The organism is Janthinobacterium sp. GW821-FHT03A03, assembly GCF_059421435.1.
Map to the genome: position 1 here is coordinate 384,514 of NZ_JBWKUZ010000002.1, position 23,926 is coordinate 408,439.

Here is a 23,926-nt window from a genome sequence, read left to right on the forward strand (position 1 = left end):
CGCGCGGTTTTCTTCAGCGGGCCAGCAGGCGCTTGAGCTGCGCCGCCTGGTAGGCGCCGATGGCGTCGTTGAACAGGCAGCGGATCAGGGGGTCGTCGACGATGTCGGCTTCCATCAGTTCCGCCCGCGTAGCTTCGTCGAAGGGGCCGTCGTTGATGCGCATGTACATCGAGGTCAGCGATTCACCGAGCACCAGCGCCGCATGGCATTTCACCAGCGGCACTTCGGTGGTCCAGCCGGGCGCTTCGTTCGTCTGCGGCGCGAGGTCGATCGCGTCGCCCTGCGTGCGGTAATGCAGGACGGTGGCGGCGCCGTCATGGCCGTACAGGGCCAGCCGCCACAGGCGCGGTTGCTGGAAGTAGCTGTCGTCGGGCAGTTCCATGTCGCGGTAGCGCTCAAGCAAACCATTGCGGCAGAAATCGAGCACCAGCGCCGCGTCGGCATCGTTCAAGGGCGCGAAACGCCGGGCGATGTCCGCCGTGGCGGGCGCAAGCGCCTCGGGGCGGTAGTCGAAATCCACGTCCTGCGGTCCGACGGGTATCACCCAGGGCAAGGGTTCGGCGCGACTCGCCCCGTGCGCATCGAGCAGCACGGCCGTCGACGGATCGAGGCGGAAGATGTGCGCGTCCGGCAGCGCGCCGCCGATTTCATCGGCAAAGCGGCGGTAAGTGATCGGGAACATCGCGTGGTTGTACCAGGACCAGTCTTCCTGCACGAACTGGCAGGAACTGGGCACCAGGTAACGGGGCGCCAGCGCGCGCAGCTGCGCCACCCAGTCGTCGGGCAGCTCGACCGGACCAGGCTGCGCCAGCGACGGCGCGATGACGGCGATCTCGCGCATGGTCTGGAACGGCCACAGGACCATGTCCCAGGGCGCGAAGGCGGCCAGCTGCGCCAACGTCTCGGGGCCGATCCAGGAATCGACGACATTGAGCACGTTCAAGCCGGCGGCGCGCACCTGGAACAGCGAGTCGACATCGTCGTCCAGCGCCCGCCGCGGGATCACCTCGATGGCGCCCACGCGCACGGGCACGTCGACGTGCAGGCGCTGTACCTGCGTAAAACCGAGCGCGCGGATCATCGCGAACAGTTCGTCGAAGACGCAGTACAGATAGATGGGCGTGGCGCGGTCGAGCGCATCGAGGCTGTCGAGCGAACAGTGGTCGTCGTGGAAATGCGAAATGAAGACGGCGTCCCAGCGCAGCCGGCGCACGGCGTCGAGGTCGAAGCGCACGGGCGGGAAGGCGTGGCAGTTGCGGCTGAACGGATTTTCGACGATGGGGTCGAAGGCGATGGCCGTGCCGTCGCATTCGAAGACATAGCCGGCGTGCAGGATGCGGGAGATTTTCAGGGGCATAAGCTGATTCAGGTTGGGCAGCGCGCCATGATAGCTGAAAAGGCGCCTGCCCTGCCCCATGCAGAATTAGTACGGATTATTCAGCACATCCATCGCAAAATACGTAAAGATCATGTCCGCGCCCGCGCGCTTGATGGCGCCCAGGGTTTCCTGCACCACGCGGCGCTCGTCGATGGCGCCGGCCTGCGCGGCGAACTTGATCATCGCGTATTCGCCGCTGACCTGGTAGGCGCCGATCGGCAGGCGCGTCACTTCGCGCAGGTCGCGGATGATGTCCAGGTAGGCGCCGGCCGGCTTGACCATCAGCGCATCGGCGCCCTCGGCTTCGTCGATCAGCGACTCGCGCACCGCTTCGCGGCGGTTCATCGGGTCCATCTGGTAAGTCTTGCGGTCGCCTTTGAGGGTGCTGCCGGCCGCGTCGCGGAACGGGCCGTACAGGCCGGAGGCGAACTTGGTGGAATACGCCATCACGGGCGTGTCGTGGAAGCCGGCCGCATCTAACGCGCTGCGGATCGCCGCCACCTGGCCGTCCATGGCGGCCGACGGTGCGATGATGTCGGCGCCCGCCTGGGCCGCGATGACGGCCTGCTTGCCCAGGTTCAGCACCGTGCTGTCATTGTCGACCGTGTCGCCGTGCAGGATGCCGCAATGGCCGTGGTCCGTGTATTCGCAGAAGCAGGTGTCGGACATGACCACCATTTCCGGCACGGCGTCCTTGATAATGCGCGACATGCGCGCCACCAGGCCGTCCGGGTTCAGCGTATCGCTGCCGTGGCTGTCCTTGTGATGCGAAATGCCGAAGGTCATGACGGAGCGCAAACCGGCGCGCGCATAGCGTTCGACTTCCTGCGCCAGCTTCGCTTCGGGTATGCGGCGCACGCCGGGCATGGAGGTGATGTCGATGAAATCGCTGGAACCTTCGTCGACGAAGATCGGCAGGACCAGGTCGCGCGGGTTGATCTCGGTTTCGCGGAACAGCTCGCGCAGTTGCGGGGTCGCGCGCAGGCGGCGCATGCGCGAAGTGGGGAATTGTGCTGGCATGGGATGACTGGCTTCAGGTTAACAACGCCGATCAGTATACGCCCATCGCGCCGCTTGCGCCGGGCCGCCTGGCAAAAAAGCTGCGCAAGTCAAAAAAGGCCGTCCTGCGCCTTCATTGCGGCTGCAACAGGGCCGCCACTTGCCAGCGCATGTCCGCCGCCAGTTGCACCAGCATGGCGCCGCGGCGGCGCGCGTCGGCCCGCTTTTTCGACGGCACCAGCTCCAGGTCCGGCATGCGGCAAGGGGTGCACGGCAGGCGGTAATTGCCGTCGCCGGCAGGCTGCGCATGCAGTTCCTGCCACGCCAGGTCGTAATCGCAGGAGATGTGGCGGCGCCGGCGCCAGTTCAGCGCGATGCGGTTGGCATTGCTGACCAGCCCCAGGTGGCTGCAGCCGAAGAAATCGCCGAGGTCGCGCAAGGCCGCCACCATCAGGTTTTTCGGCCGGCAGCCGTGCAGCGCCCGCGTGGCCTCCTTCACGGCCTGCGCGCCCGCCTGCGAGCGCAAGCCCTGCAGCGCGCCCAGTGCGATGGCCGCGCCGCCGGGCTGGGGCCGGAACAGGAAGCTGGCCAGGTACAGCGACACGCCGTCGCGCGTCAGGCGCAGGCACAGGTCGCCCTCGCGGTGGCTGTCGTGGATGGCCGTCAGCTGCAGGCGGTAGGTGGCGCCATCCTTGCCCTCGATGGCGGCCAGCACCAGCGCGCGCCGCGCCGCGTATTCCACCAGCGGCCGCGCGCCGGCCTGCCACAGGAAGCGGTAATGCCCGCGCAGCAGGTCCACCCTCGCGGCGCAGCCGAACTGCCGGCTCGCATAGGGACGGTAGATCTTGTACAGCAGGCTGGGATGGGCTTGCGCCAGCGCCGCCATGCCCGGCGTGCCGGCGATGAACGCCTGCCAGCGCGCGCGCTGCACGGGAAAGACGATGGCGCCCAGCGCGGCCTTGAGGCGGTGGCCATGCTGGCGCAGTGCCGGCTGCTGCGGCGCGGCGTCGCCGGTGGCGGTAAAAGTATGCATGCGAACGGCTCTACAACGGGACTGGGCGAACGGGACGCGGCAGCGGCCGCGGGCAGCCCGGCGCAGGCGCCGGCACGCATGCCGCGGCTCTGGCCGGGTAGAGCGGATGATAGGGGGAGGCTAAAACAAAGGGGGTTACAAGTTGGTAATGTGCCGATACGCCACGCCGGCCTGACAGCGGCGCCTTAGCGCAGCAGCCGCAAGCGCAGGCGCAAGCCCGGCGCCGCATCCTCGATCTCCAGGCTGCCGCCATGCAGGGCCGCGATGGCCGCCACGATGGACAGGCCCAGCCCATTGCCGGGCAGGTGGCGGCTCTTGTCGAGGCGATAGAAGCGCTGCGTCAGCTTCGGCAATTCCTCCGGCGGCACGCCGGGGCCATTGTCGCGCACGGCCAGCCAGCTGCCCTGCGCATCGCTGCCGGCCGACACTTCCACCGTGGCGCCCTGCCCCGCATACTTGATGGCGTTGTCGACCAGGCTGGCCAGGGCGCTGCCCAGCAGGTTGCGGTCGCCGCGCGCCGGCACGTCGTCGCCATACATCTGCACCAGCAGCACGCCTTGCTCGTCGGCCGTCGCCTCGTACATTTCCACGATGTCGGCGCCGATCTGATGCAGGTCAATGTCATCGAAATTCTCGGGACGCATGCCCGATTCGGCCGCCGCGATCTGCAGCAGCTTGTCGAACACGCGCGTCAGGTCGTCGATATCGTCGATGGCCGCCTGCGCGGCGCCCTCATAGCCCGCCACGGTCTGCTGCTGGCGCAAGGCGCCATCGAGCTTGTTGCGGATGCGTCCCAGCGGCGTGCGCAAGTCGTGCGCGATGGCGTTCGACACGTGGCGCACGCCGTCCATCAGGTGTTCGATGCGGTCGAGCATGCGGTTGATGTCACGGCTGAGCAAGCCGAATTCATCTTCGCTGGAAACGGGGATGCGCCGGCTCAGGTCGCCGGCCTCGATTTCGCCGGCCGTGCGGCGGATCTGGCCGATGCGCGCCTCGAGCTGGCGGCGGAACAGCCAGGCGCCCGCCACGGCCAGCAGCACGGCGGCGCCGCCGCCAAAGGACAGCGAACGCAGTACCAGGGTGCGGATCGACTCGCCCTCCTCCATGTCGCGCCCGACGAACAGGCGCGCGCCGCCATCGAGGCCGCGGATCAGCAGGCGCGCCGGCACGCGACGTCCCTCGCGCGTGACGTCGCGGTGCAGCAGCTGGCCCACGGGACTGGCCGCGTCGGGCCAGGCCGACAGGTTACCGGCCACGCGGCGGCCGTCGGCGCCGACGAGCAGAAAAATCTCCGTGTCGCTGTCCGTGCGGTCCGTCAGCAAATGGGCGATTTCGGCCGCCGTGCGCGTGCTGTCGGCGGGCTGGTACAGGGCGGCCAGGCGCTCGGACAGCAGCACCAGCTTGCGGTCCACGCTGCGATCGAGCACGCCGATGGTGCCGAAATAGAAGACGCCGCAGACGACGGCGATCGACAGCGCCACCAGCACGCCGTAGCCGAGCGCCAGACGCGCCGCGATGGAACGGTGCAGGTTACGCACCGTCAAGCACGCCCAGGGTATAGCCGACGCCGCGCACCGTGTGGATCAGCGGCGGCGAAAATTCCTTGTCGACCTTGTTGCGCAAGCGGCTCACCTGCACGTCGATGACGTTCGTCTGCGGGTCGAAATGGTAGTCCCACACGGCTTCGAGCAGCATGGCGCGCGTGACGGACTGGCCCTGGTGGCGCATCAGGTATTCGAGCAGGCGAAATTCGCGCGGCTGCAGGGCGATTTGCCGGCTGGCGCGCGTCACGCGCATGGTGCGCATGTCGAGCACCAGGTCGGCCACCTGCAGCTGCGTCGATTCGGGCACGGGCGCGGCGCGCCGCAGCAGCGCCTCGATGCGCGCCAGCAGTTCGGCGATGGCGAACGGTTTCGACAGGTAGTCGTCGCCGCCGCTGCGCAGGCCGCGCACGCGCTCGTCGACGCTGGACAGGGCCGACAGCACCAGCACGGGCGTGTTGCGGCCCATGCCGCGCAGGCGCGCAACGATGGCCAGGCCGTCGATCTCGCCGGGCAGCAGGCGGTCGAGCACCAGCGCATCCCAGTCTTCGCCGCAGGCCAGGCGCATGCCGTCGATGCCGTTGTCGCAGGCCGTGACGTCGTGGCCCGCCTCGCGCAGGCCGGCGCAAATGTAGCGGGAGGTTTCAGCTTCGTCTTCGATGACCAGGCAGCGCACGGGAATTCCTTGTAAAAATCAGGGCAGCAAATACGCGCAGCATACGCCAGGCGCGGTCCACTTGCCAGTCCCTCCCCGCAGGCGCCGACGCGGCGCCTGGCGCCTAATTGCATTTCCCCCGCAGTTTGGCGATCGCCACGAAGGGCAAGGCATACACGCCGCCGATGCCAATCGGGCCGATGCTGGTGGGCTGGCGCTTCAAGCCGTCCGGATGCAGGCAGTCGGGCACTTTCGCCTCGGCGAAGGCGGCGGCGAACTGCTCGTACTTTCTGTCGGCGCGTATCGTCACCTGCTGCATCTGCGGCTGCGGCAGCGCATCGCGCGCCTGCGCCTCTTCCGCCAGCACGGCGCGCACGGCGTCGCGTATCATCGATTGCGTCAGTTGCGGTCCCGGTCCCGGTGCCGCTCCCGGCGTCGTCTCCGGCGCCTGCGCCCCGGCTTGCGCCGCCGCGCACAGCCACGCCACAGTGACCAGCTTGCAAGCTATTTTCATCGTCCTCATCCACGCATGCCAAGTTTGCAATATTTCCATCAATATAGCAGGATTCGCGCGCGCCGGGGCGTGCGGCGAACGACGGCAGGGTCGGGTACAATACAGCCTCGACAATGTTTGGCCGCGCCCGCGCGCCCCTGCCACAGGCGCCGCACGGCTTGCCGCGGCCTGCATATCCACCACTGCCACTAACGAACAGCAGGCACGCCCGGCGCGCGCCACAGACAGACACACTGCCATGAAATCGACCCACTCTCTCGCACTGGCGCTGGCCATGGCCACCGCATGCGGCAGCGCCGCTGCCGCAGACTCCAAACAAAGCATGCTGTTCGATGAAATCCCCATCGGCAGCTGGAGCACTTCCGCCGAACTGGGCGCCATCACCACCTCGGGCAACACGGTCGGCACCTCCGTCACCGGCAAGATCGACGCGCGCCAGGAACTCGACGACTGGAGCAACCAGTACATCTTCAGCGGCTACTTCAAGGAAGATGAAACGACGAACGACGAGGGACAAAAGATCCGCGAACGCTCGGCCGAGCGCTTTTCCGCCTCCGCCAAGGCCGCCTACAAGCTGATGGCCGACCATGAAAAACTGTTCGTGCTGGCCTCGCACGTGAACGACAAGTTCGGCGCCTACACCAAGTACTCGACCCTGGCCGTCGGTCACGGCTCGCGCTGGTACCAGTCCAGCGACAAGAGCGTCGACGTGGAAGTCGGTCCAGGCTACTTCAGCGGCACCAACGATGCGGGCGAATCGGAACACGGCCTGACGGTGCGCGGCGCGGCCGCCATGAAGTGGAAGATCAGCCAGTCCGCCATGTTCACCCAGACGGTCAGCGTGGAACGGGGCACCTCGAACACCCACTCGATCGCCGAAACGGCCCTGAGCACGAAAATCAACGGCACCATGCAGATGAAGGCCGCCTTCAGCGCCCGCAACGACACGCGCGTGCCCGATGACAAGAAGAACACGGATACGCAAACCTCGCTGACCCTGGTTTACTCCTTCTGAGATGCCGGCCACGCTGATGCGGCGCCTGCGCCTGGGCGCCCTCCTGTGCGCGGCGGCGCTGCTGAGCGGCTGCGCCGCCGTCACCGTCAGCGCCATTTCCCCGGCCGACTACCTGCAGCAGCGGCGCGGCGACATCCTCACCACGGGCAAACTCAGCGCCTCGGCCAGCGAGGTGCTGCGCATCATCGGCAGCGACATCGCCGCCTGCGAAGCCAATACGGGCAGCTGCCGCGCCGACCTGGCCCGCTCCGAGCTGCTCAGCGACGAGCAGCGCCTGGCGACGCTCTCCGAATTGTGGCTCGAAAGCGCCCTGGCGGAGGAAAAACAGGGTGGCCACGCCAGCGCCGAACTGCTGGCCGCCTGGCTGGAATCGGCCCGCTACGCCTATGCCTACCTGTTCTACACGACGCGCACGCCGGGCCAGCGCGCCTTCGAGGAGCGCCAGACGCAAATCCGCGACTACTATAACTACGCCGTGCAAAAGGCCGTCGGCAACCTGTTCCGCCACCGCGGCGAATACCGCCCGGACGGCCATGTGATCCGCGTCGCCGGCTGGCAGATCGACAGCGAACTGTCGGCCCTGCGCCTGCCCGACGACGGCACCCTGCCGGAAGAACTGCTGCCGGCCACCTCGCTGTCGTTTTCCGGCCTGCGCAATGTCTACCGGCGCGACGGCTTCGGCGCCGACCTGGTGGCCGTCATGCCCAAGCCCGCGCAGGCCGCTGACGCGGCGTTCCAGGAAACGCGCTTCCCCGTCGTCACGGCGCTGATCCGCTTCGACGGCAACAGCCTGCAGGAAGTACTGGCCACGCAGCAGCTGCTGTTGATGCTGGTCGACCCGACGCGCAGCGAATCGACGCGCATGGCGGGCCAGGAACTGCCCGTGGCGGCCAATTTCACGGCCGGCTACGGCCTGTGGCTGGCCCGTTCCGGCTTCGGCGTGCAGGCGCTGCGCACCCTGTTCGGCCGCGCCGACGGCATTTCGCGCCCGCAGGTGCACCTGATGCAGCCCTACGACCCGGACAAGCGCACCATCGTCATGCTGCACGGCCTGGCCAGCAGCCCGGAAGCGTGGATCAACGTGGCGAATGAACTGATGGGCGACGAACAGCTGCGCCGCCGCTACCAGATCTGGCAGGTGTACTACCCGAGCAACGCGCCGCTGGCGGCCAACAACGCCGCCATCCGCAAGGCGCTGGACGCCACCGTCGCGCATTTCGACCCTTCGGCCAAGGCCGCCGCCTCGAACGACCTGGTCTTGATCGGCCACAGCATGGGCGGCGTGCTGGCGCGCCTGATGGTCTCCGACGCCAGCAACACCCTGCTCGACGCCATCACGGAAGAATACAATTTGAAGGGCAAGAAGGCGGAAAAAGTGCGCGCCGGGCTGGCGCCCTACCTCAATTTCACGGCCATGCCGCAGGTCAACCGCGCCATCTTCATCGCCGCGCCGCACCGCGGCACCTCGTTCGCCAACCACAAGGTGGCGCGCTGGATCGCCAACCTCGTCACCCTGCCCATCACCATGCTCGAACAGCTGTCCGACGCGGCCGGCAGCCTGGCGCAGCTCGACACGGGCAGCAGCGAGCCGCTGCGCATCCCCAACAGCATCGATAACCTCAGCGACAAGGACCCGTTCGTGCGCCTGGTGGCGGACCTGCCGATCAGCCCGAAAGTGCGCTACCACTCCATCATGGGCAACGACACGCCGGAGCTGCCGCTGGCCGAATCGAGCGACGGCGTGGTGCCCTACGCCAGCGCCCACCTCGACGGCGCGCTGTCGGAAAAAGTCATTCCGTCCTGGCACAGCGTGCAGGAAAGCCCGCAGGCGATCCTGGAAATACGGCGGATCTTGCGGCTGCCGGACAGCCTGCCCTGATCGGCCGTATATATCTCGCTGTCCGCTGCCGGAAAAATGCGCTTTTCGCTTGATAAAGTTGCGAAACATGATAATCTTGCGTGTAAGACGCCTGGCGCATATACCCGAGGACCGAACATGACAGCGCATCTGCATCACGACACTCTGGCGCCCGAGCGCCGGGAATGGACCGACAACGACCTGCGGGTAGTGGAGCAATTCTCGCAATTGGTGAGCGCACAGCTCCACCTGTTGGCGCAAGGTCCCGAGCGCGAGCGCCTGATCGACCTGGCCATGCGCGCGCTCGATGCGGCGCGCGCCTCGCTGCGCGCCACCCCGCCGCCGATACCGCTGCAACTTCCCGTATTAAAACTCAAGGTGTCCGATGTCATTGGGCAAGGATGGGTGGCACTGTCGCAGGCGTCGCTGTATCGCGCAGTGGAAAGCCAGCGGTTTTATTGCGTGACGCCCAAGGGACGCAGTATCGGCAAGGAGTTTCCCGCTTGGCAATTTATCGAGCCCGTGCCGGAATTGATCGCGCCCGTGCTCGCCGTCCTCGCCGGCCAGCCCGGCAGTGCCATCCATGCCTTCTGGGTCAGCGGTGCCGACGAATTCAACGAACTTTCGCCGGCAGAGATGCTGGCAGGCAAATCTTTCGAGACGCGGGCCGAGGTACATCCCAGTCAGCAAACGCTGCTGGATCTGCCAGCCAGCGAGAGATTGCGCAAGGTGCTGGCGGCAGCGCAGTGGCAGCATAGGGGTATGGCCGACATCATAGGCTAGCCCTGCATGACGCTGCAACTGCAAGATACGCCTGTCCCGCCAGAAATGGCAGCACGCCTGCCGGCGCTGGCATCGCTGCGCGCTGAATTATTGAGTAATATCATCACCCATCCAGCAGGCCAGGTCTTGGTACGCGCGGCATGGAACGCGGCGTCCATCTGGCCGGCGAAGGTTGAACGCACCTACCGCTTCGGCCCGCCCACCGCGCTGGCCGGCCCGGCCGGTTTCCCCTTTCACTGGGCGTATCTTGCGGACGACGCCTACACGGCGGCCTGGGAAGCCCAGCTTTGCCGTAACGACGTCACACGCCCGGGCACCTTTTACATCGATCACAACGCGCAACAAGCGCTGATCGCCACCCTGTCATTCAGCGCCCCGCTGCAATTGTTCGACCTGACCGGGCTGGCCGCCAGCCGCCTGGGCATTTACGATCAATTGCACAGCCCCGATCACGCCTGGTGCCAATGGCTGGGCTGCCAGCTGGACCAGGTCATTGCACAGGAGGCAGGCGCGATTCATGGCTTCGTGTATCCATCGCGCCGGCAGCCAGGCAAACTTGCCTATGCGACATCCTCTCGCCTGATGGCAACATTGGGCGCGCGCATGGCATGCTCACACGTGCAATTCGGCAACACTGAAGCCTATGCGCGCTTGCTGGCTGACCGCCTGCGCGTAGCCCCGCCCTGAGCTGAAATGCCCTACACCGGCTCGCGCCACTGATCCTTGATCTCCAGCATGGCCGGCAGCTGTTCGATGAACAGCGCCAGCAGCGCGGGATCGAAATGCGTGCCGCTGTCGCGCTGCATGGCGGCGATGGCTTCGTCGACCGTCCAGGCCCGTTTGTACGGGCGTTCGCTGGTGAGGGCGTCGAAGACGTCGGCGATGGCGACGATGCGGCCTTCGCGGGGGATGTCCTCGCCCTGCAAGCCTTGCGGATAGCCGCTGCCGTCCCATTTCTCGTGGTGCGTCAGGGCGATGGTGCGCGCCATTTTCAAGAGGCCGCCCGCGTGCTCGCCGATGATGGCCGCGCCGATTTCCGCGTGGCGGCGCATGACGCTCCACTCTTCCGCATCGAGCTTGCCCGGCTTTTGCAGGATGGCGTCGGGGATGCCGATCTTGCCCACGTCGTGCATCGGGGCCGCGTTCAACAAGTCTTCCGCCCTGGCCGCGCTGTAGCCGGCCGCCAGCGCCAGCTGGCGCGCGTAATAGCTCATGCGGATGACGTGCATGCCCGTCTCGTTGTCCTTGTATTCTGCCGCCTGGCCCAGGGTCTGGATCACCTGCAGGCGCGAACGGCGCAATTCCTCGGCGTCCACCAGCGACAAATGCGTGCGCACGCGGGCGCGCACGATGGGCGGGCTGACCGGCTTGGTGATGTAGTCCACGGCGCCCGCGTCGAAGCCGTCCGCCTCGTCCTTCACGTCGCACAGGGCGGTGACGAAAATGACGGGGATGGCAGCCGTGGATGGCATGGCTTTGAGCTGGCGGCACACTTCATAGCCCGTCATGGCGGGCATCATGATGTCGAGCAGGATCAGCTCGACGGGATTGTTCTGCGCCAGTTCCAGCGCCTTCTCGCCATCCTTGGCGTACAGCAGGCGGTAATCGTCCTGCAGGATCTGGCGCAGCACCTGCAGGTTCGTTGCTTCATCATCGACCAGCAGCAGGGTCGGTTTGTCGTCGTGTAAGGTCATCGTCAGCCCAGTATCAGGAAAGGTCGGCAGCCGCCTGCGTCTCCAGCCAGTCCAGCAGCTGGCGCAGCACGTCCGCGGCGCGCGCAAATTCAAAATCGTCGATGGCGCTGGCCAGCGCCTGCAGGCGCTGCTGCTGGCCGTGCGGCGCCAGCATGGCGGCAATCTGCGCCATCAGGTCGTCATCGAGCTCGCCGCCCTCCAGACTGGCGATAGCCTGGCGCAGCAAGGCGCCGGCGGCGCCGCGCTCGACCGGTGCGGCGTCTTCGGCGGCCGCAGGCGCCACGGCGCCGGCCCCCGCGCCCAGTTCGCGCGCCAGCGCGGCAAACGCGGCCGCCAGCTGCGCCAGCAATTCGTCAGCGGGCTGCTGGCGCGCGATGGCCTGTTCGATGCGTCCCAGCAGGCTTTCGACCTGCAGCAGGCACAGATTGCCGGCCGCGCCCTTAATGCGGTGCAGCAGGTGCCCTGCCACGCTGGCGCCGCCCCGCTGCAGTTCCTCCGCCAGCATGGCGGCGCAATCGCCGTTGGCCTGGACGAAGCGCGCGATGGCGCGCTGCAGGGTGTCGCGGCTGCCCCACAGTGCGATGCCGCGCTGCCAGTCGACCTGTCCGGCCGCGGCGCCTGCCTGCGCCACGGGCGCCGGCATGGCCACGGCGATATCGAGCAGGCGCGCGATTTCCGCCGTCAGCTTGTGCATTTCCAGCGGTTTCGAGGCAAAACCGTTCATGCCCGCCGTCTGCGCGGCGCGCCGGTCCTGTTCCAGCACGCTGGCCGTCAGGGCGATGATGGGCGTCGCCTTGAGTCCCTGTTCGCGCTCGTGCACGCGGATCAGGCGCGTCGCTTCCAGGCCATCCATGCGCGGCATCTGCACGTCCATCAGGACGATGTCGAAGCCGCCCTTGCCGAACTCGCGCACGGCGCTTTCGCCGTCGCCGGCCGTGATCACCTGGTGGCCGGCCGCGCCCAGGCTGATCAGGAGCAGCTCCACGTTCTGCGGCACGTCGTCGGCGGCCAGGATGCGCAGCGGCGGCAAGGCCACGACGGGCTGCTCGCTGCGGCGCGACACGGCCTTGCCCGGCGCCAGCGGCAGCAGCACGTGGAACACGCTGCCCACGCCCAGGGTGCTTTCCACGGTGATGGTGCCCCCCATCAGCTCGACCAGCTGCAGCGAAATCGTCGTGCCCAGGCCCGTGCCGCCAAAACGCCGGCTCATCGAGGAATCGGCTTGCGTGAACGGCGCGAAGATCTTGTCGAGGCGGTCGGCGGGAATGCCGATGCCCGTGTCGTGCACGGCGATGTGGACCTGCTCTCCCTGCATGCCGACGGCCACGCGCACATGGCCCACTTCCGTGAACTTGACAGCGTTGCCGATCAGATTCGTCAGCACCTGCTGCACGCGGCGCGCGTCGCCGAGGAAGAACTGGCCCATGCCCGGGTCGATATCGACATGCAGCACCAGCTCGCGCGCGTGCGCCGTGACGCGCAGGGACGCGGCCACGTGGTCGACCAGGTCGGGCAGCGAGAAGTCCACCAGTTCCAGCTCGGTGGCGCCCTTTTCCAGCTTGGCCATGTCGAGAATGTCGTTGAGCAGTTCGAGCAGCGAACGGGCCGACTGGCGCACCGTGCCCAGGTGGCGGCGCTGCAGGCTGTCCAGGGCCGTCCCCAGCAGCACTTCCGTAAAGCCGATGATGGCGTTCATCGGCGTGCGGATTTCATGGCTCATGTTGGCCAGGAAGCTGGTCTTCGATTCGGCGGCCTGCTCGGCGCGGTCTTTCGCCGCGCGCAGGTTTTCCTGCATGGCGCGCCGTTCGCTCACGTCGGTGGCCAGCTTGACCACCTTGAACGGCTTGCCGTCCGTGTTGAAGATCGGGTTGTACGAGGCCTGTATCCACACTTCCCTGCCATTCTTGCCGATGCGCTTGTACTCGCCCGTATTGAATTCGCCGGCCGCCAGCTGCTGCCAGAAGGCCGCATAGGCGGGCGACGTCACGTGGGCAGGCTCGCAGAAGACGCTGTGGTGCAGGCCCAGCACGTCGTCGAGCCGGTAACCGACCAGGTCGAGGAAGTTCTGGTTCGCCTCCAGGATGCGCCCCTGCAGGTCGAATTCCGCGACGGCCGTCGCGCGCGAGATGGCCGTCACCTTGCCTTCGTACTCGGCGTTGCGCAATTCGCTTTCCGTGATGTCGAGGATGACGCCGTCGATCCAGCGCACCACGCCGTCGTTGTCGAGCACGGGGCCGCTGCTTTCGCGCACCCAGCGCTCGCGCCCGTCGCGGTGGAGCATGCGGTAGACGTTCTCGAAATCGCGCTGTTCGCCTGCCGCCTGCACGCAGGTGTCGTTGACGCGCTGGCGGTCGTCCGGATGCACGAGGTCGAACAGCCTGACCCGCCCCGCGACGAAGTCCTGCGGCAGCCAGCCCGTCAGGTTGAAGACGGCGTCGCTGATGAAGATCATCTTCCACTCGGGCGCAAAGCTGCAGTGGAAGGACACGCCGGGAATGTTGCGGATCAGGGTGCGGTACTGGCGCTCGCTGTCCTTCAGCGCCTGCTCCATGTTGCGCGAGGAGCGCATGTCCGTGACAAACGCCACGAACAGGGGCTGGCCCGGCGTCTCGATCTTGCCGATCGCCACGCGCATGGGCAGCACGGCGCCGTCCTTGTGGCGGCCATCGAGTTCGCGTCCGCTGTCGAGGATGCGCGAGGCGCCCGTTTCCAGGTAGTCGCGCAGATAGCCTTCGTATTCGGCCGCGTCGGCCGGCTGCAGCAGCAGGCTCGCATTGCTGCCCACGATTTCCGCTTCGCGCCAGCCGAACAGGCTTTCCGCGGCCGGATTGAACGAGCGCACCTGGCCCTGGCCGTCGATGGTGATCAGGCCGTCGGCGGCCGTGTCGACGATGGCGCGCAGCCGCGATTCGCTGGCGCTGGCGTGGCGCAGCAGCTGGCGGTAGCGCAGCAGGCCGTTCGCGGCGGCGACAAACACCGTCAGGGTGACGGTGATCAGGGCCACGGCCAGCGCCACGAACGAGGCCTGCACGGTAATCGTGTTGTCGCCGGCCGTGGGCGTGCCGGAAAACCGCGCCGCCAGCATGCCCGTGTAATGCATGCCGGAGATGGCCAGGCCCATGACGACACTGCTGAGCAGCAGCGAAGCGAGGGGACTGAGGCGCTGGCGCATGGCGTTCAGGCCGAAACGCACCCACAGCGCCAGCATGGCCATGGTGACGGCCACCACCAGCGACAGGGCGAACAGCCAGGGCTGGTAGTGCAGGGTCAGCGACGTCTGCATGGCGGCCATGCCGCTGTAATGCATGGAACCGATGCCCACGCCGACCAGCACGCCGCCCACCACCAGCTGGCGCCAGCTGATGCGCGGGCGCGCCAGCAAGTGCAGCGCCACCCACGAAGCGGCCATGCCCGGCAGCATGGACAGCAGGGTCAGGCCGGGGTCGAAGGAGACGCGCGTGCAAATGTCGAAGGCCAGCATGCCGATGAAGTGCATCGACCAGATGCCGCCGCCCAGTGCGATGGCGCCCGTGATGATGGCCGTCTGGCGCTGGACCCCCCGCTCGCTGCTGCGCGCCATGCCGGCAATCTGCAGGGCCATGAACGAGGCAAAGATGGCAATGCCGATGGAAAACAGCACGAGAGCGGCATCGTGCGTGCCATAGATGGACGGCAGCGCATCGGCGGGGGCGGCAAACATGGAACTAAGCATACTGTCGTGGCATAGGTTGAGTGAAACGTGACGTCGCAAAACATGCCGGCGCACCGCGCGCCGGCGCCCGGCTTTTTAGCAAAGCGGCAACACAGCAAAAATGACAACGGTACGGGTCGGCCCGGCAAGGCTCGGTCATCACGCCCGCGCCTGCCGCGCGGGGGAAAGATGCTTTTTCAGAAAGGAAAAGCGGAATGCGTACGAACTCTGGCGCGGATGGCTGGCCGCCAGCGTGACGATGATTTTTTTAGAGAGTCACAAGTATAGTTGCTTTGCGAAACTATTCATAGGACTTCAGCAATACAGTTATCAAAACTGATATTTATTGCAGCGGCGATGCGACAATGCCCGCCTACGCCTGCGGCCAGCGCGCGCGGATGGCCTCGGCTTGCTGGCTCAGCGGCCCGAACGTCTCACTGACAGGGATACCGGCCAGCTTACAACGGCGGAGAAGCTCCCCCTTGATCTGGCACAAGGACCAGCGCTGCGGCACGGGCAAGTTCAGGCCCACCACGCGGATCAGCGGACAATCCCCCAAGGTCGTGTAGAGCAGCAGCTCCACGCGCGCCAGCGGTGCCGGGGTCCGATAGACCTGCAATGCGCCCCCATACGTGACCACTTCCAGCCGCTGCAGCTGCGCCAACTCCAGCTGCACGCTTTTATCCCAGCCGGGCAGGCGCCGCGCATGGCGCCGCAGCAACAGGCCCGCATCGCCAAGTTCCACATGAAAGAGCAAAGCGCGTCCGGGAAACAGCACCAGGCCCGCCATCCAGGCGGCCAGCGCCAGCGGACCGAACAACACTGCCTCGCCCGCATACGGCATATCGCGCCAGACGGCTTGCCCGACAAAGGCGAGAATCAGCGCGCAGCCGCCCAGCAGCACGCTGCGCCACAGCACGGGGCGCAGATTGGCCATCATCGCCGCCTGGGCGCTGGCATCGTCGGCCGGCGCAAAGCGTATCCATTCGGCGCGCGCCGGCTTGCAAGGCCTGGCTGGAATGCCGCTCAAGCGTTCTGTGCCAGCATGCGGCGGAACCACGCCAGCTGCTCGCGCGTCAGGTAATTGGCGCCGTCGCCATGCAGGATGACGATTTCGATCTCGGCGGGAATCGACGCGATCAGTTGCGCGCCCGTCACGGGAATCTTTGGAAATGCGATGCCGGCCAGGAAGTCCGGGTCTTCCGCCACCGTCACGCACTGGCGCTCCGGGTTCGGCGACGGCACGAGGAACAGGTCGATCTGCTCGCTTTGCCCGCCGATGACGACGTGCAAGTGCGCAGCCAGCAGTTCAGGCAGGATCAGCTCGATGTTATTCTCGGCGCGCGATTGCTGGAAAGCGCTTTTCAGGGGCGTGAGGAGGTGTGTGGCGGTCATGGGAACAGTAAAAAATGGGAACGGCGGCAGTGTAGCAGAGGCGCCCGGCCGGGCGCGCTCTGCTGGCGCAATGGCTACATCTTGTAGTTCAGCGAGACCAGCACGCTGCGCGGCGCGCCGTAGCGCTCCAGGCCGCCCGACCAGGCATAGCCGAGTCCCTGGTAGTAGCGGCGATCGAGCACGTTGTCGACGTTCACGCGCAGCTGCAGCTGCTTGCTGAGGCGGTAGCCGGCCGTCAGGCCGACGATGGCGTAGCCGCCCTGTTGCGTCAGGTAAGCCGTGTCGCGGCGGTAGATCTTGTCCTGCGCGTACACCGAGGCGCCCAGGTTCCAGCGCGCCAGGCTGCCGCTCAGCTGCACAGTCGTGTACAGCTTGAACAACTGCTTCGGCTCGTCCGTGGCGATGCGCTGGCCGATATTCGCCGCCACGCTGTCCTGCGTGTACTTGGCCAGCACATAGGTGTAGCCGCCCGCGATCTGCCAGCCCGGCAACGGCGAGCCCGAGAGTTGCAAGTCGATGCCTTCGCTCTGCACTTTCCCGGCCGCGCGGGCGCAATAGATGGCGCCGCCCGTCGGACAATTGACTTCGTCGGCCATGGCGCGGTTATTCTGCTTGATGCGGAACAGGGCGCCGCTGGCGTTGAGCCTGCCGCCGAAATACTCCCCCTTGACGCCCAGTTCCAGGTTGGTGCCGCTCAGCGGCGGCAAGGTATTGCCCTGTACATCGAGCACGCTTTGCGGCTGGAAGATCTGCGTGCCGCTCACATACACGGAATGATGTTGATCCACATCATAAACAATGCCCGCATACGGCGTAAATTTCGCGCTTTCCGTCAGGTCGCGGCGCCAGACGGGATTGGTCGAGTACCAGCCCGTGACGTCCTGCGCATACCAGCCGAAGCGCCCGCCCAGCACCAGGCGCAGCGGATCGGCCAGGCTGAAGTTGCCGGCCGCATACAGGCCCTTTTCGTCCGTCTTGCGGCCCCAGTTGTAGGGCTCGAACGCCGTGCCGCGCATCGGGTAGGCATACGGATTCCAGCTGCGGATGTCGATCACGCGCGTGCCCGCGCCCTCCCAGCTCTGGCCCGCGTCCGAATCGTCATGACGGTAGCTGGCGCCGACGATCACGTCATGCCGGCGGCCGAACCAGCTAACGGGGCCGCTCAGGCGCCAGTCCGCCACCACCTGTTGTGTGTTGTACTTCCAGCCCGTTTCCGACTGGTTCAATTGATATATCTCACCCTCGATGCGGCTGTTGGTGGTGTTGCGCGTCGATGAAGATGCGTCGATATGCGTGATGGCAAAGCGGCTGCGCCAGCCCTTCTCCAGCTGCGTTTCCAGGTCGGCGAAGACGACGTTGTTGTCGCGCTTCTGGAACGAGTCGGCATTGTTCAGGAAGGCCGAGCGGGGCAAGTCCATGTGGCGGCCATCGGGCAAGGTCGGCAAGCCGACGAACACGCCGTCGGTGCGGCTGTGCTGGCGCGAAAAGCCGATGCCGGCCGTGGTCGACGGCGTCAGGTCCGCCTCCAGAATCGCATACACGGTGCCGTTCCTGTTGCCCACCACGTCGACGAAACTGTCGCTGTCGCGCCAGCCGGCCGCCACCCTGCCGCGCACGCTGCCCGAGGCGTTCAGGGCATTGCTGGCGTCCACCGTCCCTTGTTTGTCCTTCCAGCTTCCCACGTGGGCGGACGCGTTCAGCAGGGGCGTGGCCGTGGGGCGCTTGCGTATCATGTTGATGCTGCCCGACGGCGCGCCCGCCCCTTCCATCAGGCCCGTGGCGCCGCGCACCACTTCCACGCGGTCGTACATCAGCATGTCGGCCGAGACGTTGCGCTCATTAAAACCCGTGACATCGAGCGGCAAGCCGTCGACATTGACGTGGCTCAAGGCAAAGCCGCGCGCAAAGTATGTGGTTTCCTGCTCGGACACGCCCTGCGTCTTGCCGTAGATACCCGGCGTGGCGCGCGCCACGTCCTGCAAGGTGGTCAGTTCGAAATCCTCCATCTGCTGGCGCGAAATGACGCTGACCGTTTGCGGCGTGTGGCGCTGCGACAGGTTCAGCCCCGTGGCCGTCGACATGGCGCGCGCCGTGTACAAGCCCGTGCCTTCCGTGGCGCGGTCCGCCTCGGCGCTGACGACCACGGCAGGCATGCTGGCCAGGCCGCCATCGGCCGTGCTGGTCTTGATTTTTCGCAACAGGTAATTGCCCTTGCCGCCTTCCGCCACTTCGAGGCCGCTGCCTTGCAGCAACGTCTGCAAACCGGCCATGACGCCATGGCGGCCCTGCAAGCCAGGCGTCGCCAGGCCGTCGAGGGCCACGCCCTGCGTCGACAGGTTCACGCCGGCGGCGACGGCAAACGAGGCCAGCGCCTCGCGCAGGCTGCCGGCGGGAACGCGGTACTCGCGCACGGTGGCGGCGGGGCTGGCCTCGGCCGCCAGCGCCATTTGCGGCAAAGTGGCGCCAGCGGCGCCCATGGCGAGGAACACGGCCAGCGCGGCGCGCACGGCGCCGGCGGTGGGATGGAGCGCGGGTGGCGTCCACGGTGAAAATAAGCGGTGCTGCACAGCCATGTAGACCCTTTCGATGGTTCGGATTGTTCGTTCTCTACCTTGTATGACGAAGCAATCCGAAAAAAGGGACAGGGGAAATGCACATGACGGCGCTTGGCGGCTTACGCCGCCTCGATGCTGATCCAGTAGCGCGTGCGGCGCGCCAGCCGGATCGGCAAGGCGCGTTGCAGCAACAGCAGGATCTTGTCCGGGTCCTGCAACTGGAAGATGCCGTCCACGGGCATGGCAGCGAGGGCCGGATCGCAGCGCAGCACGCCATAGCGGTAGCGCGCCACCTGTTCCAGCACCTCGCCCAGCGGCATGCGCTCGGCGATCAGCACGCCCCGCAGCCAGGCATCCGCATGGGGCGCCAGCGGCGTCAAGGGAGAAACGCTCACGTCATCGAAACTGCCCTGCCGGCCCGCATTGAGCCTGCGCAAGGCGCCCGGCGCCTGCGATGGCGCGATCTCGACGGCACCCTCGCTGACGCTCACCTGCGTGCGCGGCGCCAGTACGCTGCCGGCACGGCGCACGCTAAATTGCGTGCCCAGCGCGCGCACGGCGCCATTGCTGCTGCGCACGAAGAACGGACGCGCCGGCACGGCCCCGTCGTGCGCCGTGGCAACATGCAGTTCGCCCGCATGCAGGACCACCAGCCGCGCCGCGCCGTCAAAATGCACGTCGATGGCCGTGTCCGTATTGAGTACCAGTTGCGTGCCGTCGGGTAATGTCATGTGACGGATTTCGCCCCTGGCCGTGCGGATGGCAGCGCGCCACGCCTGCCAGGGCGCCGATTCGCTGGCCAGCCACAGCGCCGGGCCGGCCGCGATCAGCCCGGCCAGGCCGTAGAGCACGGCGCGCCGCTGCGGCGACTGCGGCGCCGCCTCCGCCGTCTGGCGCAGCGCGGGGGGCACGCTGGCCAGGGTGCCGCACACGAGCTCGGCCCGCTGCCAGGCCGCTGCGTGCGCGGGATCGCTGGCGCGCCAGTCCTGGAACGCTTGCTGTTCGTCAACGTTCAAGGGTCCCCCGTGCAGGCGCACCAGCCATTGCGCCGCCGCGCGCGCGGCACGCGGGTCGATGGCGGCGTTCACAGGATCAGGAGGATGCAGCGCTCGAATGCCTGCACCATGTAGCGCTTGATGCTGCGCTCGCTCACGGCCAGGCGCCGGGCGATTTCCCCGTACGCCATGCCGTCGACATGGGCCAGCAAAAAAGCGCTGCGCACCAGCGGCGGCAAGCCGTCGAGCATCGCGTCGATGCGCTGCAAGGTCTCCAATACCAGCAAACGCTCTTCCGGCGACTGCATCAGCAGATCGGGCTGCTGCGCCAGGGTTTCCAGCCACGCCTGCTCCAGCGACAGGCGGCGGTAATGGTCGATCAGCAGGCGCTGCGCCACGGTGGTCAGATAGGCGCGCGGTTCGCGCAGGCTCTGCCGGCCCTCGGGCGGCGCCGCCAGCAGGCGCACGAAGGTATCCTGCGCCAGGTCGGCCGCATGGTCGGCGCATTGCAGCTTGGCGCGCAGCCAGCGCATCAGCCAGCCGTGGTGATTGCTGTAAATAACTGCGATCGATTCGCCGGATGGCGCAATGTTCACTAGGGACTCCGATGCGCTCAAGGCAAGGCGCGGCCACGATGACGGCCGGCCGCGAGGCAAGCGACTCAATTGATAATAATTCTCATTATCACAAATCATTGCCGCCGGCGTCAATGCCGGCGCCTGCCTGTCTTAGGAAACCGTTGTTTCAGCGCGGCGCCTGGCGATCCATCTACAGGCTCTTCGTGAAGGTGAAAATATAGCAAAGGGACAAGCGTACCGGCCGCACGTCTAGCGGCGCCTGAGTCAGGCCAGCTTGTGTTGATCCGGTTTTGCGGCCAGCGCGAAGGGAATGGCAAGCGGCCCCAGCAAAGTTACCAGAACGGCCCGCACAGCCGTGGTCTTCAAGGAGCGGCGCTTGGCAATGAAGAGGCAGGCGAAGGCCGACAGCGACCAGATCAAGGCAGGCAAGTATTCAGTCATCATGCACTCCGGATGCGCCCTGGCAGGCAGGAAAACCATGCTGACACGGAAATGCGGCCAGCGCAATGGCAGATTGGGCATCTGCCATTGCGCTGGGCGGCCAACGGCCTGTCTTTCAGCCATTCTTAAGGCTGCAGGCGGCTGCCGGCCGGTGATATGGCCAGCAATACGGTCAGTGCTGGCCGATCTTCATGATCTTCAGCGCGTTCGTGCCGCCCACCTTGCCCATCGGCTCGCCCCAGGTCAGCACGACGGTGTCGCCCTTGGCCACGACTTTATGTTCCAGCAGCAAGTCTTCCGCCTGCTGCAAGACCTTGTCGCGGTCCGTGCCCGACGTCAGTTCCACCGTGCTGACGTTGCGGTACAGGGCCAGCTTGCGGCGCGTGCCCACGCTGGGGGTCAGCGCGACGATGGGGATGTCGATGTTGCAACGGCTCATCCACAGGGCCGTGGAGCCCGATTCCGTCAGGGTGGCAATGGCCTTGACGCGCAGGTGGTGGGCCGTAAACAGGGCGCCATAGGCGATAGACTGGTCGATGCGGGTGAATGTGGCGTTGAGGAAATCGGCGTCCAGCTTGCAGGTATCCCATTTTTCCGCGTCCAGGCAGATGGCGGCCATGGCTTCCACCGTTTCGATCGGATAGCGGCCCGAGGCCGTTTCCGCCGACGTCATGACGGCGTCCGTGCCATCGAGCACGGCATTGGCCACGTCCGACACTTCCGCGCGCGTCGGCACGGCGTTGACGATCATCGATTCCATCATCTGCGTTGCCGTAATGGCAAGCTTGTTCGACGCGCGCGCCATCTTGATCATGCGCTTCTGCAAAGCCGGCACGGCCGCATTGCCCACTTCCACGGCCAGGTCGCCGCGCGCCACCATGATGCCGTCCGAGGCATCCAAAATCTCTTGCAGGGCAGGAATGGCTTCCGCCCGTTCGATCTTGGCGATCATCATCGGCTTGTGGTCCCACGCTTCGCCGGCGATATTGGCCAGCTGGCGCGCCATGACCATGTCGGTGGCGTTTTTCGGGAAGGACACGGCCACGTAATCGGCCTGGAAACTCATCGCCGTCTTCACGTCTTCCATGTCCTTGGCCGTCAGGGCTGGCGCGGACAGGCCGCCGCCCTGGCGGTTGATGCCCTTGTTGTTCGACAACTCGCCGCCGATTTTCACGGTCGTGTGGATTTCGCTGCCGACGACCTTGTCCACCGTCAAGACGATGAGTCCATCGTTGAGCAACAATACGTCAGCGGCGCGCAAGTCGCGCGGCAATTCCTTGTAGTCGAGGCCGCAGCGCTCGATATTACCCAGTTCGCCGTTTTCACCCCACTTGGCGTCGAGGATGAAGGCAGCGCCGTTTTCCAGGAAAATCTTGCCTTCTTCAAACTTGCCGACGCGAATCTTCGGGCCTTGCAAGTCGGCCATGATGGCCACTTCGCGGCCGCACAGCGCTGCCGCTTCACGCACCATGCGGGCGCGGTCGATATGGTCCTGCGCCTTGCCATGCGAGAAGTTCAGGCGCACGACGTCGACGCCGGCCTTGAACATGCGGACCAGGGTGTCGATATCGTTCGAGGCGGGGCCGATGGTGGAAACGATCTTGGTGGCGCGTTGCTGTACTTGCATGGTCATGGTGTGCTGCTTTCTATAAAGTTCGTGCTGCTGCAAGGGCCGGCCTTGTGGGCCGGCCGTCCTGGTGCGCTGGATCAGCGCTGGTTCTTCTTACTTGGCCGCCATCAGGGCGACCGTGGTGTCGAGCATGCGGTTCGAGAAGCCCCACTCGTTGTCGTACCACGACGACACTTTCACGAGGCGGCCCGAGACCTTGGTCAGGGTCGCATCGAAGTTCGACGAGGCCGGGTTATGGTTGAAATCGATGGAAACGAGCGGTTCCGTCTGGTACGTCAAAATACCCTTCAGCGCGCCTTCCGACGCCGCTTTCAGCAAGGCATTCACCTCTTCCACCGTCGTATCGCGCTTGGCGATGAAGGACAGATCGACCAAGGAGACGTTGATGGTCGGCACGCGCACGGCAAAGCCATCGAGCTTGCCATTCAGTTCCGGCAAGACCAGGCCGACGGCAGCCGCCGCACCCGTCTTGGTGGGAATCATCGAATGCGTGGCCGAGCGGGCGCGGCGCAAGTCTTCATGCATCACGTCGGAGAGTACCTGGTCGTTCGTGTAGGCGTGCACGGTGGTCATCAGGCCAGATTCGATGCCGATGGCGTCGTTGAGCGGTTTTACCAGTGGCGCGAGGCAATTCGTCGTGCACGACGCGTTGGAAATGACCGTGTCCGATGCCTTCAAGACATGCTGGTTGACGCCGAACACGATGGTGGCGTCCACGTCCTTGCCGCCCGGCGCGGAAATGATGACTTTCTTTGCGCCGCCCTTCAGGTGGGCCGAGGCTTTTTCCTTGGTGGTGAAGAAACCCGTGCATTCGAGCACGACGTCGACGCCCAGCTCGCCCCAAGGGATCAGCGCCGGGTCGCGCTGCGCGAAGACGCGGATGCGGTCGCCGTTGACGAGCATGTTCTCGCCATCGATGGTGACGACGCCGGGAAACTTGCCGTGCACCGTGTCGTAGCGCGTCAGATGCGCATTCGACTTGGCGTCGCCCAGGTCGTTGATGGCGACGATTTCGATATCCTGCTGCTTGCCGCCTTCATAAAACGCGCGCAAGACATTGCGGCCGATGCGGCCATAGCCATTGATGGCAACTTTGATGGTCATGCTGTCTCCTTGTTGTTTTCTACTGAGTTCGTAAAGCCAACCCAAGTGCAAGTACCGGGGTCGTACC

Annotated in this window: 20 protein-coding genes; 4 read left to right on the forward strand and 16 right to left on the reverse strand. The window is 66.1% G+C overall.

Annotated elements, in window-relative coordinates; genetic code table 11:
* Positions 1 to 13 precede the first annotated feature (13 nt).
* The 6 genes from AC07VI_RS08380 to AC07VI_RS08405 form a co-directional block, all read right to left on the reverse strand.
* Entirely contained in the window at positions 14 to 1,357 is a 1,344-nt protein-coding gene (locus AC07VI_RS08380) for an MBL fold metallo-hydrolase (RefSeq protein WP_099374565.1), read from the reverse strand.
* Between the two features lie 66 nt (positions 1,358 to 1,423).
* A complete protein-coding gene (gene hemB / locus AC07VI_RS08385) occupies positions 1,424 to 2,398 on the reverse strand; it encodes a porphobilinogen synthase (protein WP_086145382.1) in 975 nt (324 codons plus the stop codon).
* A 112-nt stretch (positions 2,399 to 2,510) separates the two neighbouring features.
* Entirely contained in the window at positions 2,511 to 3,410 is a 900-nt protein-coding gene (locus AC07VI_RS08390; protein ID WP_099374367.1) for a VirK/YbjX family protein, read from the reverse strand.
* Between the two features lie 185 nt (positions 3,411 to 3,595).
* Positions 3,596 to 4,948 carry a sensor histidine kinase gene (locus tag AC07VI_RS08395; RefSeq protein WP_086145384.1) on the reverse strand — a complete coding sequence of 451 codons (1,353 nt, stop codon included), beginning with the start codon at positions 4,946 to 4,948 and terminating at the stop codon, positions 3,596 to 3,598.
* Complete coding sequence (locus AC07VI_RS08400; RefSeq protein ID WP_086145385.1) at positions 4,941 to 5,627, reverse strand: winged helix-turn-helix domain-containing protein; 687 nt, start codon at positions 5,625 to 5,627, stop codon at positions 4,941 to 4,943. Before AC07VI_RS08400 ends, AC07VI_RS08395 begins: the two co-directional genes overlap by 8 nt.
* Before the next feature lie 103 nt (positions 5,628 to 5,730).
* Entirely contained in the window at positions 5,731 to 6,120 is a 390-nt protein-coding gene (locus AC07VI_RS08405; RefSeq protein ID WP_139842457.1) for a hypothetical protein, read from the reverse strand.
* A 238-nt stretch (positions 6,121 to 6,358) separates the two neighbouring features.
* Between AC07VI_RS08405 and AC07VI_RS08410 the strand changes: the two genes are divergently transcribed.
* The 4 genes from AC07VI_RS08410 to AC07VI_RS08425 all read left to right on the forward strand — a co-directional run bounded on the left by AC07VI_RS08410 (position 6,359) and on the right by AC07VI_RS08425 (position 10,463).
* Positions 6,359 to 7,135 carry a DUF481 domain-containing protein gene (locus AC07VI_RS08410; protein ID WP_086145387.1) on the forward strand — a complete coding sequence of 259 codons (777 nt, stop codon included), beginning with the start codon at positions 6,359 to 6,361 and terminating at the stop codon, positions 7,133 to 7,135.
* A 1-nt stretch (position 7,136) separates the two neighbouring features.
* On the forward strand, positions 7,137 to 9,014 hold the full coding sequence (locus AC07VI_RS08415) for an esterase/lipase family protein (RefSeq protein WP_099374364.1): 1,878 nt from the start codon (positions 7,137 to 7,139) through the stop codon (positions 9,012 to 9,014).
* 117 nt (positions 9,015 to 9,131) lie between these two features.
* Positions 9,132 to 9,776, forward strand: a complete 645-nt coding sequence (locus AC07VI_RS08420; RefSeq protein WP_492994393.1) for a hypothetical protein — start codon at positions 9,132 to 9,134, stop codon at positions 9,774 to 9,776.
* A 6-nt stretch (positions 9,777 to 9,782) separates the two neighbouring features.
* Complete coding sequence (locus AC07VI_RS08425) at positions 9,783 to 10,463, forward strand: RES family NAD+ phosphorylase (RefSeq protein ID WP_492994394.1); 681 nt, start codon at positions 9,783 to 9,785, stop codon at positions 10,461 to 10,463.
* Positions 10,464 to 10,474: 11 nt separating this feature from the next.
* On the opposite strand, the gene AC07VI_RS08430 is transcribed toward AC07VI_RS08425, so the two are convergent.
* The 10 genes from AC07VI_RS08430 to gap all read right to left on the reverse strand — a co-directional run bounded on the left by AC07VI_RS08430 (position 10,475) and on the right by gap (position 23,859).
* The gene (locus AC07VI_RS08430) at positions 10,475 to 11,470 is read right to left on the reverse strand and encodes an HD domain-containing phosphohydrolase (RefSeq protein WP_492994395.1); all 996 of its coding nucleotides are present in this window, start codon (positions 11,468 to 11,470) and stop codon (positions 10,475 to 10,477) included.
* Positions 11,471 to 11,483: 13 nt separating this feature from the next.
* Positions 11,484 to 15,170: a PAS domain S-box protein gene (locus tag AC07VI_RS08435; protein ID WP_492994396.1), complete on the reverse strand. Its 3,687-nt coding sequence runs from the start codon at positions 15,168 to 15,170 to the stop codon at positions 11,484 to 11,486.
* 364 nt (positions 15,171 to 15,534) lie between these two features.
* Positions 15,535 to 16,191, reverse strand: a complete 657-nt coding sequence (locus AC07VI_RS08440; protein ID WP_086145392.1) for a hypothetical protein — start codon at positions 16,189 to 16,191, stop codon at positions 15,535 to 15,537.
* A complete protein-coding gene (locus AC07VI_RS08445; protein ID WP_492994398.1) occupies positions 16,188 to 16,556 on the reverse strand; it encodes a hypothetical protein in 369 nt (122 codons plus the stop codon). The genes AC07VI_RS08440 and AC07VI_RS08445 overlap by 4 nt, the downstream gene beginning before the upstream one ends.
* Positions 16,557 to 16,630: 74 nt before the next feature.
* Positions 16,631 to 19,129, reverse strand: coding sequence for a TonB-dependent siderophore receptor (locus tag AC07VI_RS08450; RefSeq protein WP_492994399.1), 2,499 nt, complete (start codon positions 19,127 to 19,129; stop codon positions 16,631 to 16,633).
* A gap of 101 nt (positions 19,130 to 19,230) precedes the next feature.
* Positions 19,231 to 20,199 carry a FecR domain-containing protein gene (locus tag AC07VI_RS08455; protein ID WP_492994401.1) on the reverse strand — a complete coding sequence of 323 codons (969 nt, stop codon included), beginning with the start codon at positions 20,197 to 20,199 and terminating at the stop codon, positions 19,231 to 19,233.
* On the reverse strand, positions 20,196 to 20,702 hold the full coding sequence (locus AC07VI_RS08460) for a sigma-70 family RNA polymerase sigma factor (RefSeq protein ID WP_301178805.1): 507 nt from the start codon (positions 20,700 to 20,702) through the stop codon (positions 20,196 to 20,198). Before AC07VI_RS08460 ends, AC07VI_RS08455 begins: the two co-directional genes overlap by 4 nt.
* A 246-nt stretch (positions 20,703 to 20,948) precedes the next feature.
* Positions 20,949 to 21,128, reverse strand: coding sequence for a hypothetical protein (locus tag AC07VI_RS08465; RefSeq protein WP_139842458.1), 180 nt, complete (start codon positions 21,126 to 21,128; stop codon positions 20,949 to 20,951).
* A 169-nt stretch (positions 21,129 to 21,297) separates the two neighbouring features.
* Complete coding sequence (gene pyk / locus AC07VI_RS08470; protein WP_086145397.1) at positions 21,298 to 22,758, reverse strand: pyruvate kinase; 1,461 nt, start codon at positions 22,756 to 22,758, stop codon at positions 21,298 to 21,300.
* 90 nt (positions 22,759 to 22,848) lie between these two features.
* Complete coding sequence (gap, locus tag AC07VI_RS08475; RefSeq protein WP_086145398.1) at positions 22,849 to 23,859, reverse strand: type I glyceraldehyde-3-phosphate dehydrogenase; 1,011 nt, start codon at positions 23,857 to 23,859, stop codon at positions 22,849 to 22,851.
* Between the last annotated feature and the right edge of the window lie 67 nt (positions 23,860 to 23,926).

Bases quoted from the DNA above. Each gene is read 5' to 3' on its own strand.
- AC07VI_RS08435 (WP_492994396.1), bottom strand. From the start codon at position 15,170: ATGTTTGCCGCCCCCGCCGATGCGCTGCCGTCCATCTATGGCACGCAC.
- AC07VI_RS08425 (WP_492994394.1), top strand. From the start codon at position 9,783: ATGACGCTGCAACTGCAAGATACGCCTGTCCCGCCAGAAATGGCAGCA.
- AC07VI_RS08430 (WP_492994395.1), bottom strand. From the start codon at position 11,470: ATGACCTTACACGACGACAAACCGACCCTGCTGCTGGTCGATGATGAA.
- AC07VI_RS08450 (WP_492994399.1), bottom strand. From the start codon at position 19,129: ATGGCTGTGCAGCACCGCTTATTTTCACCGTGGACGCCACCCGCGCTC.
- AC07VI_RS08390 (WP_099374367.1), bottom strand. From the start codon at position 3,410: ATGCATACTTTTACCGCCACCGGCGACGCCGCGCCGCAGCAGCCGGCA.
- AC07VI_RS08465 (WP_139842458.1), bottom strand. From the start codon at position 21,128: ATGATGACTGAATACTTGCCTGCCTTGATCTGGTCGCTGTCGGCCTTC.
- hemB (WP_086145382.1), bottom strand. From the start codon at position 2,398: ATGCCAGCACAATTCCCCACTTCGCGCATGCGCCGCCTGCGCGCGACC.
- AC07VI_RS08410 (WP_086145387.1), top strand. From the start codon at position 6,359: ATGAAATCGACCCACTCTCTCGCACTGGCGCTGGCCATGGCCACCGCA.
- AC07VI_RS08380 (WP_099374565.1), bottom strand. From the start codon at position 1,357: ATGCCCCTGAAAATCTCCCGCATCCTGCACGCCGGCTATGTCTTCGAA.
- AC07VI_RS08445 (WP_492994398.1), bottom strand. From the start codon at position 16,556: ATGACCGCCACACACCTCCTCACGCCCCTGAAAAGCGCTTTCCAGCAA.
- AC07VI_RS08405 (WP_139842457.1), bottom strand. From the start codon at position 6,120: ATGAAAATAGCTTGCAAGCTGGTCACTGTGGCGTGGCTGTGCGCGGCG.
- pyk (WP_086145397.1), bottom strand. From the start codon at position 22,758: ATGACCATGCAAGTACAGCAACGCGCCACCAAGATCGTTTCCACCATC.
- gap (WP_086145398.1), bottom strand. From the start codon at position 23,859: ATGACCATCAAAGTTGCCATCAATGGCTATGGCCGCATCGGCCGCAAT.
- AC07VI_RS08420 (WP_492994393.1), top strand. From the start codon at position 9,132: ATGACAGCGCATCTGCATCACGACACTCTGGCGCCCGAGCGCCGGGAA.
- AC07VI_RS08415 (WP_099374364.1), top strand. From the start codon at position 7,137: ATGCCGGCCACGCTGATGCGGCGCCTGCGCCTGGGCGCCCTCCTGTGC.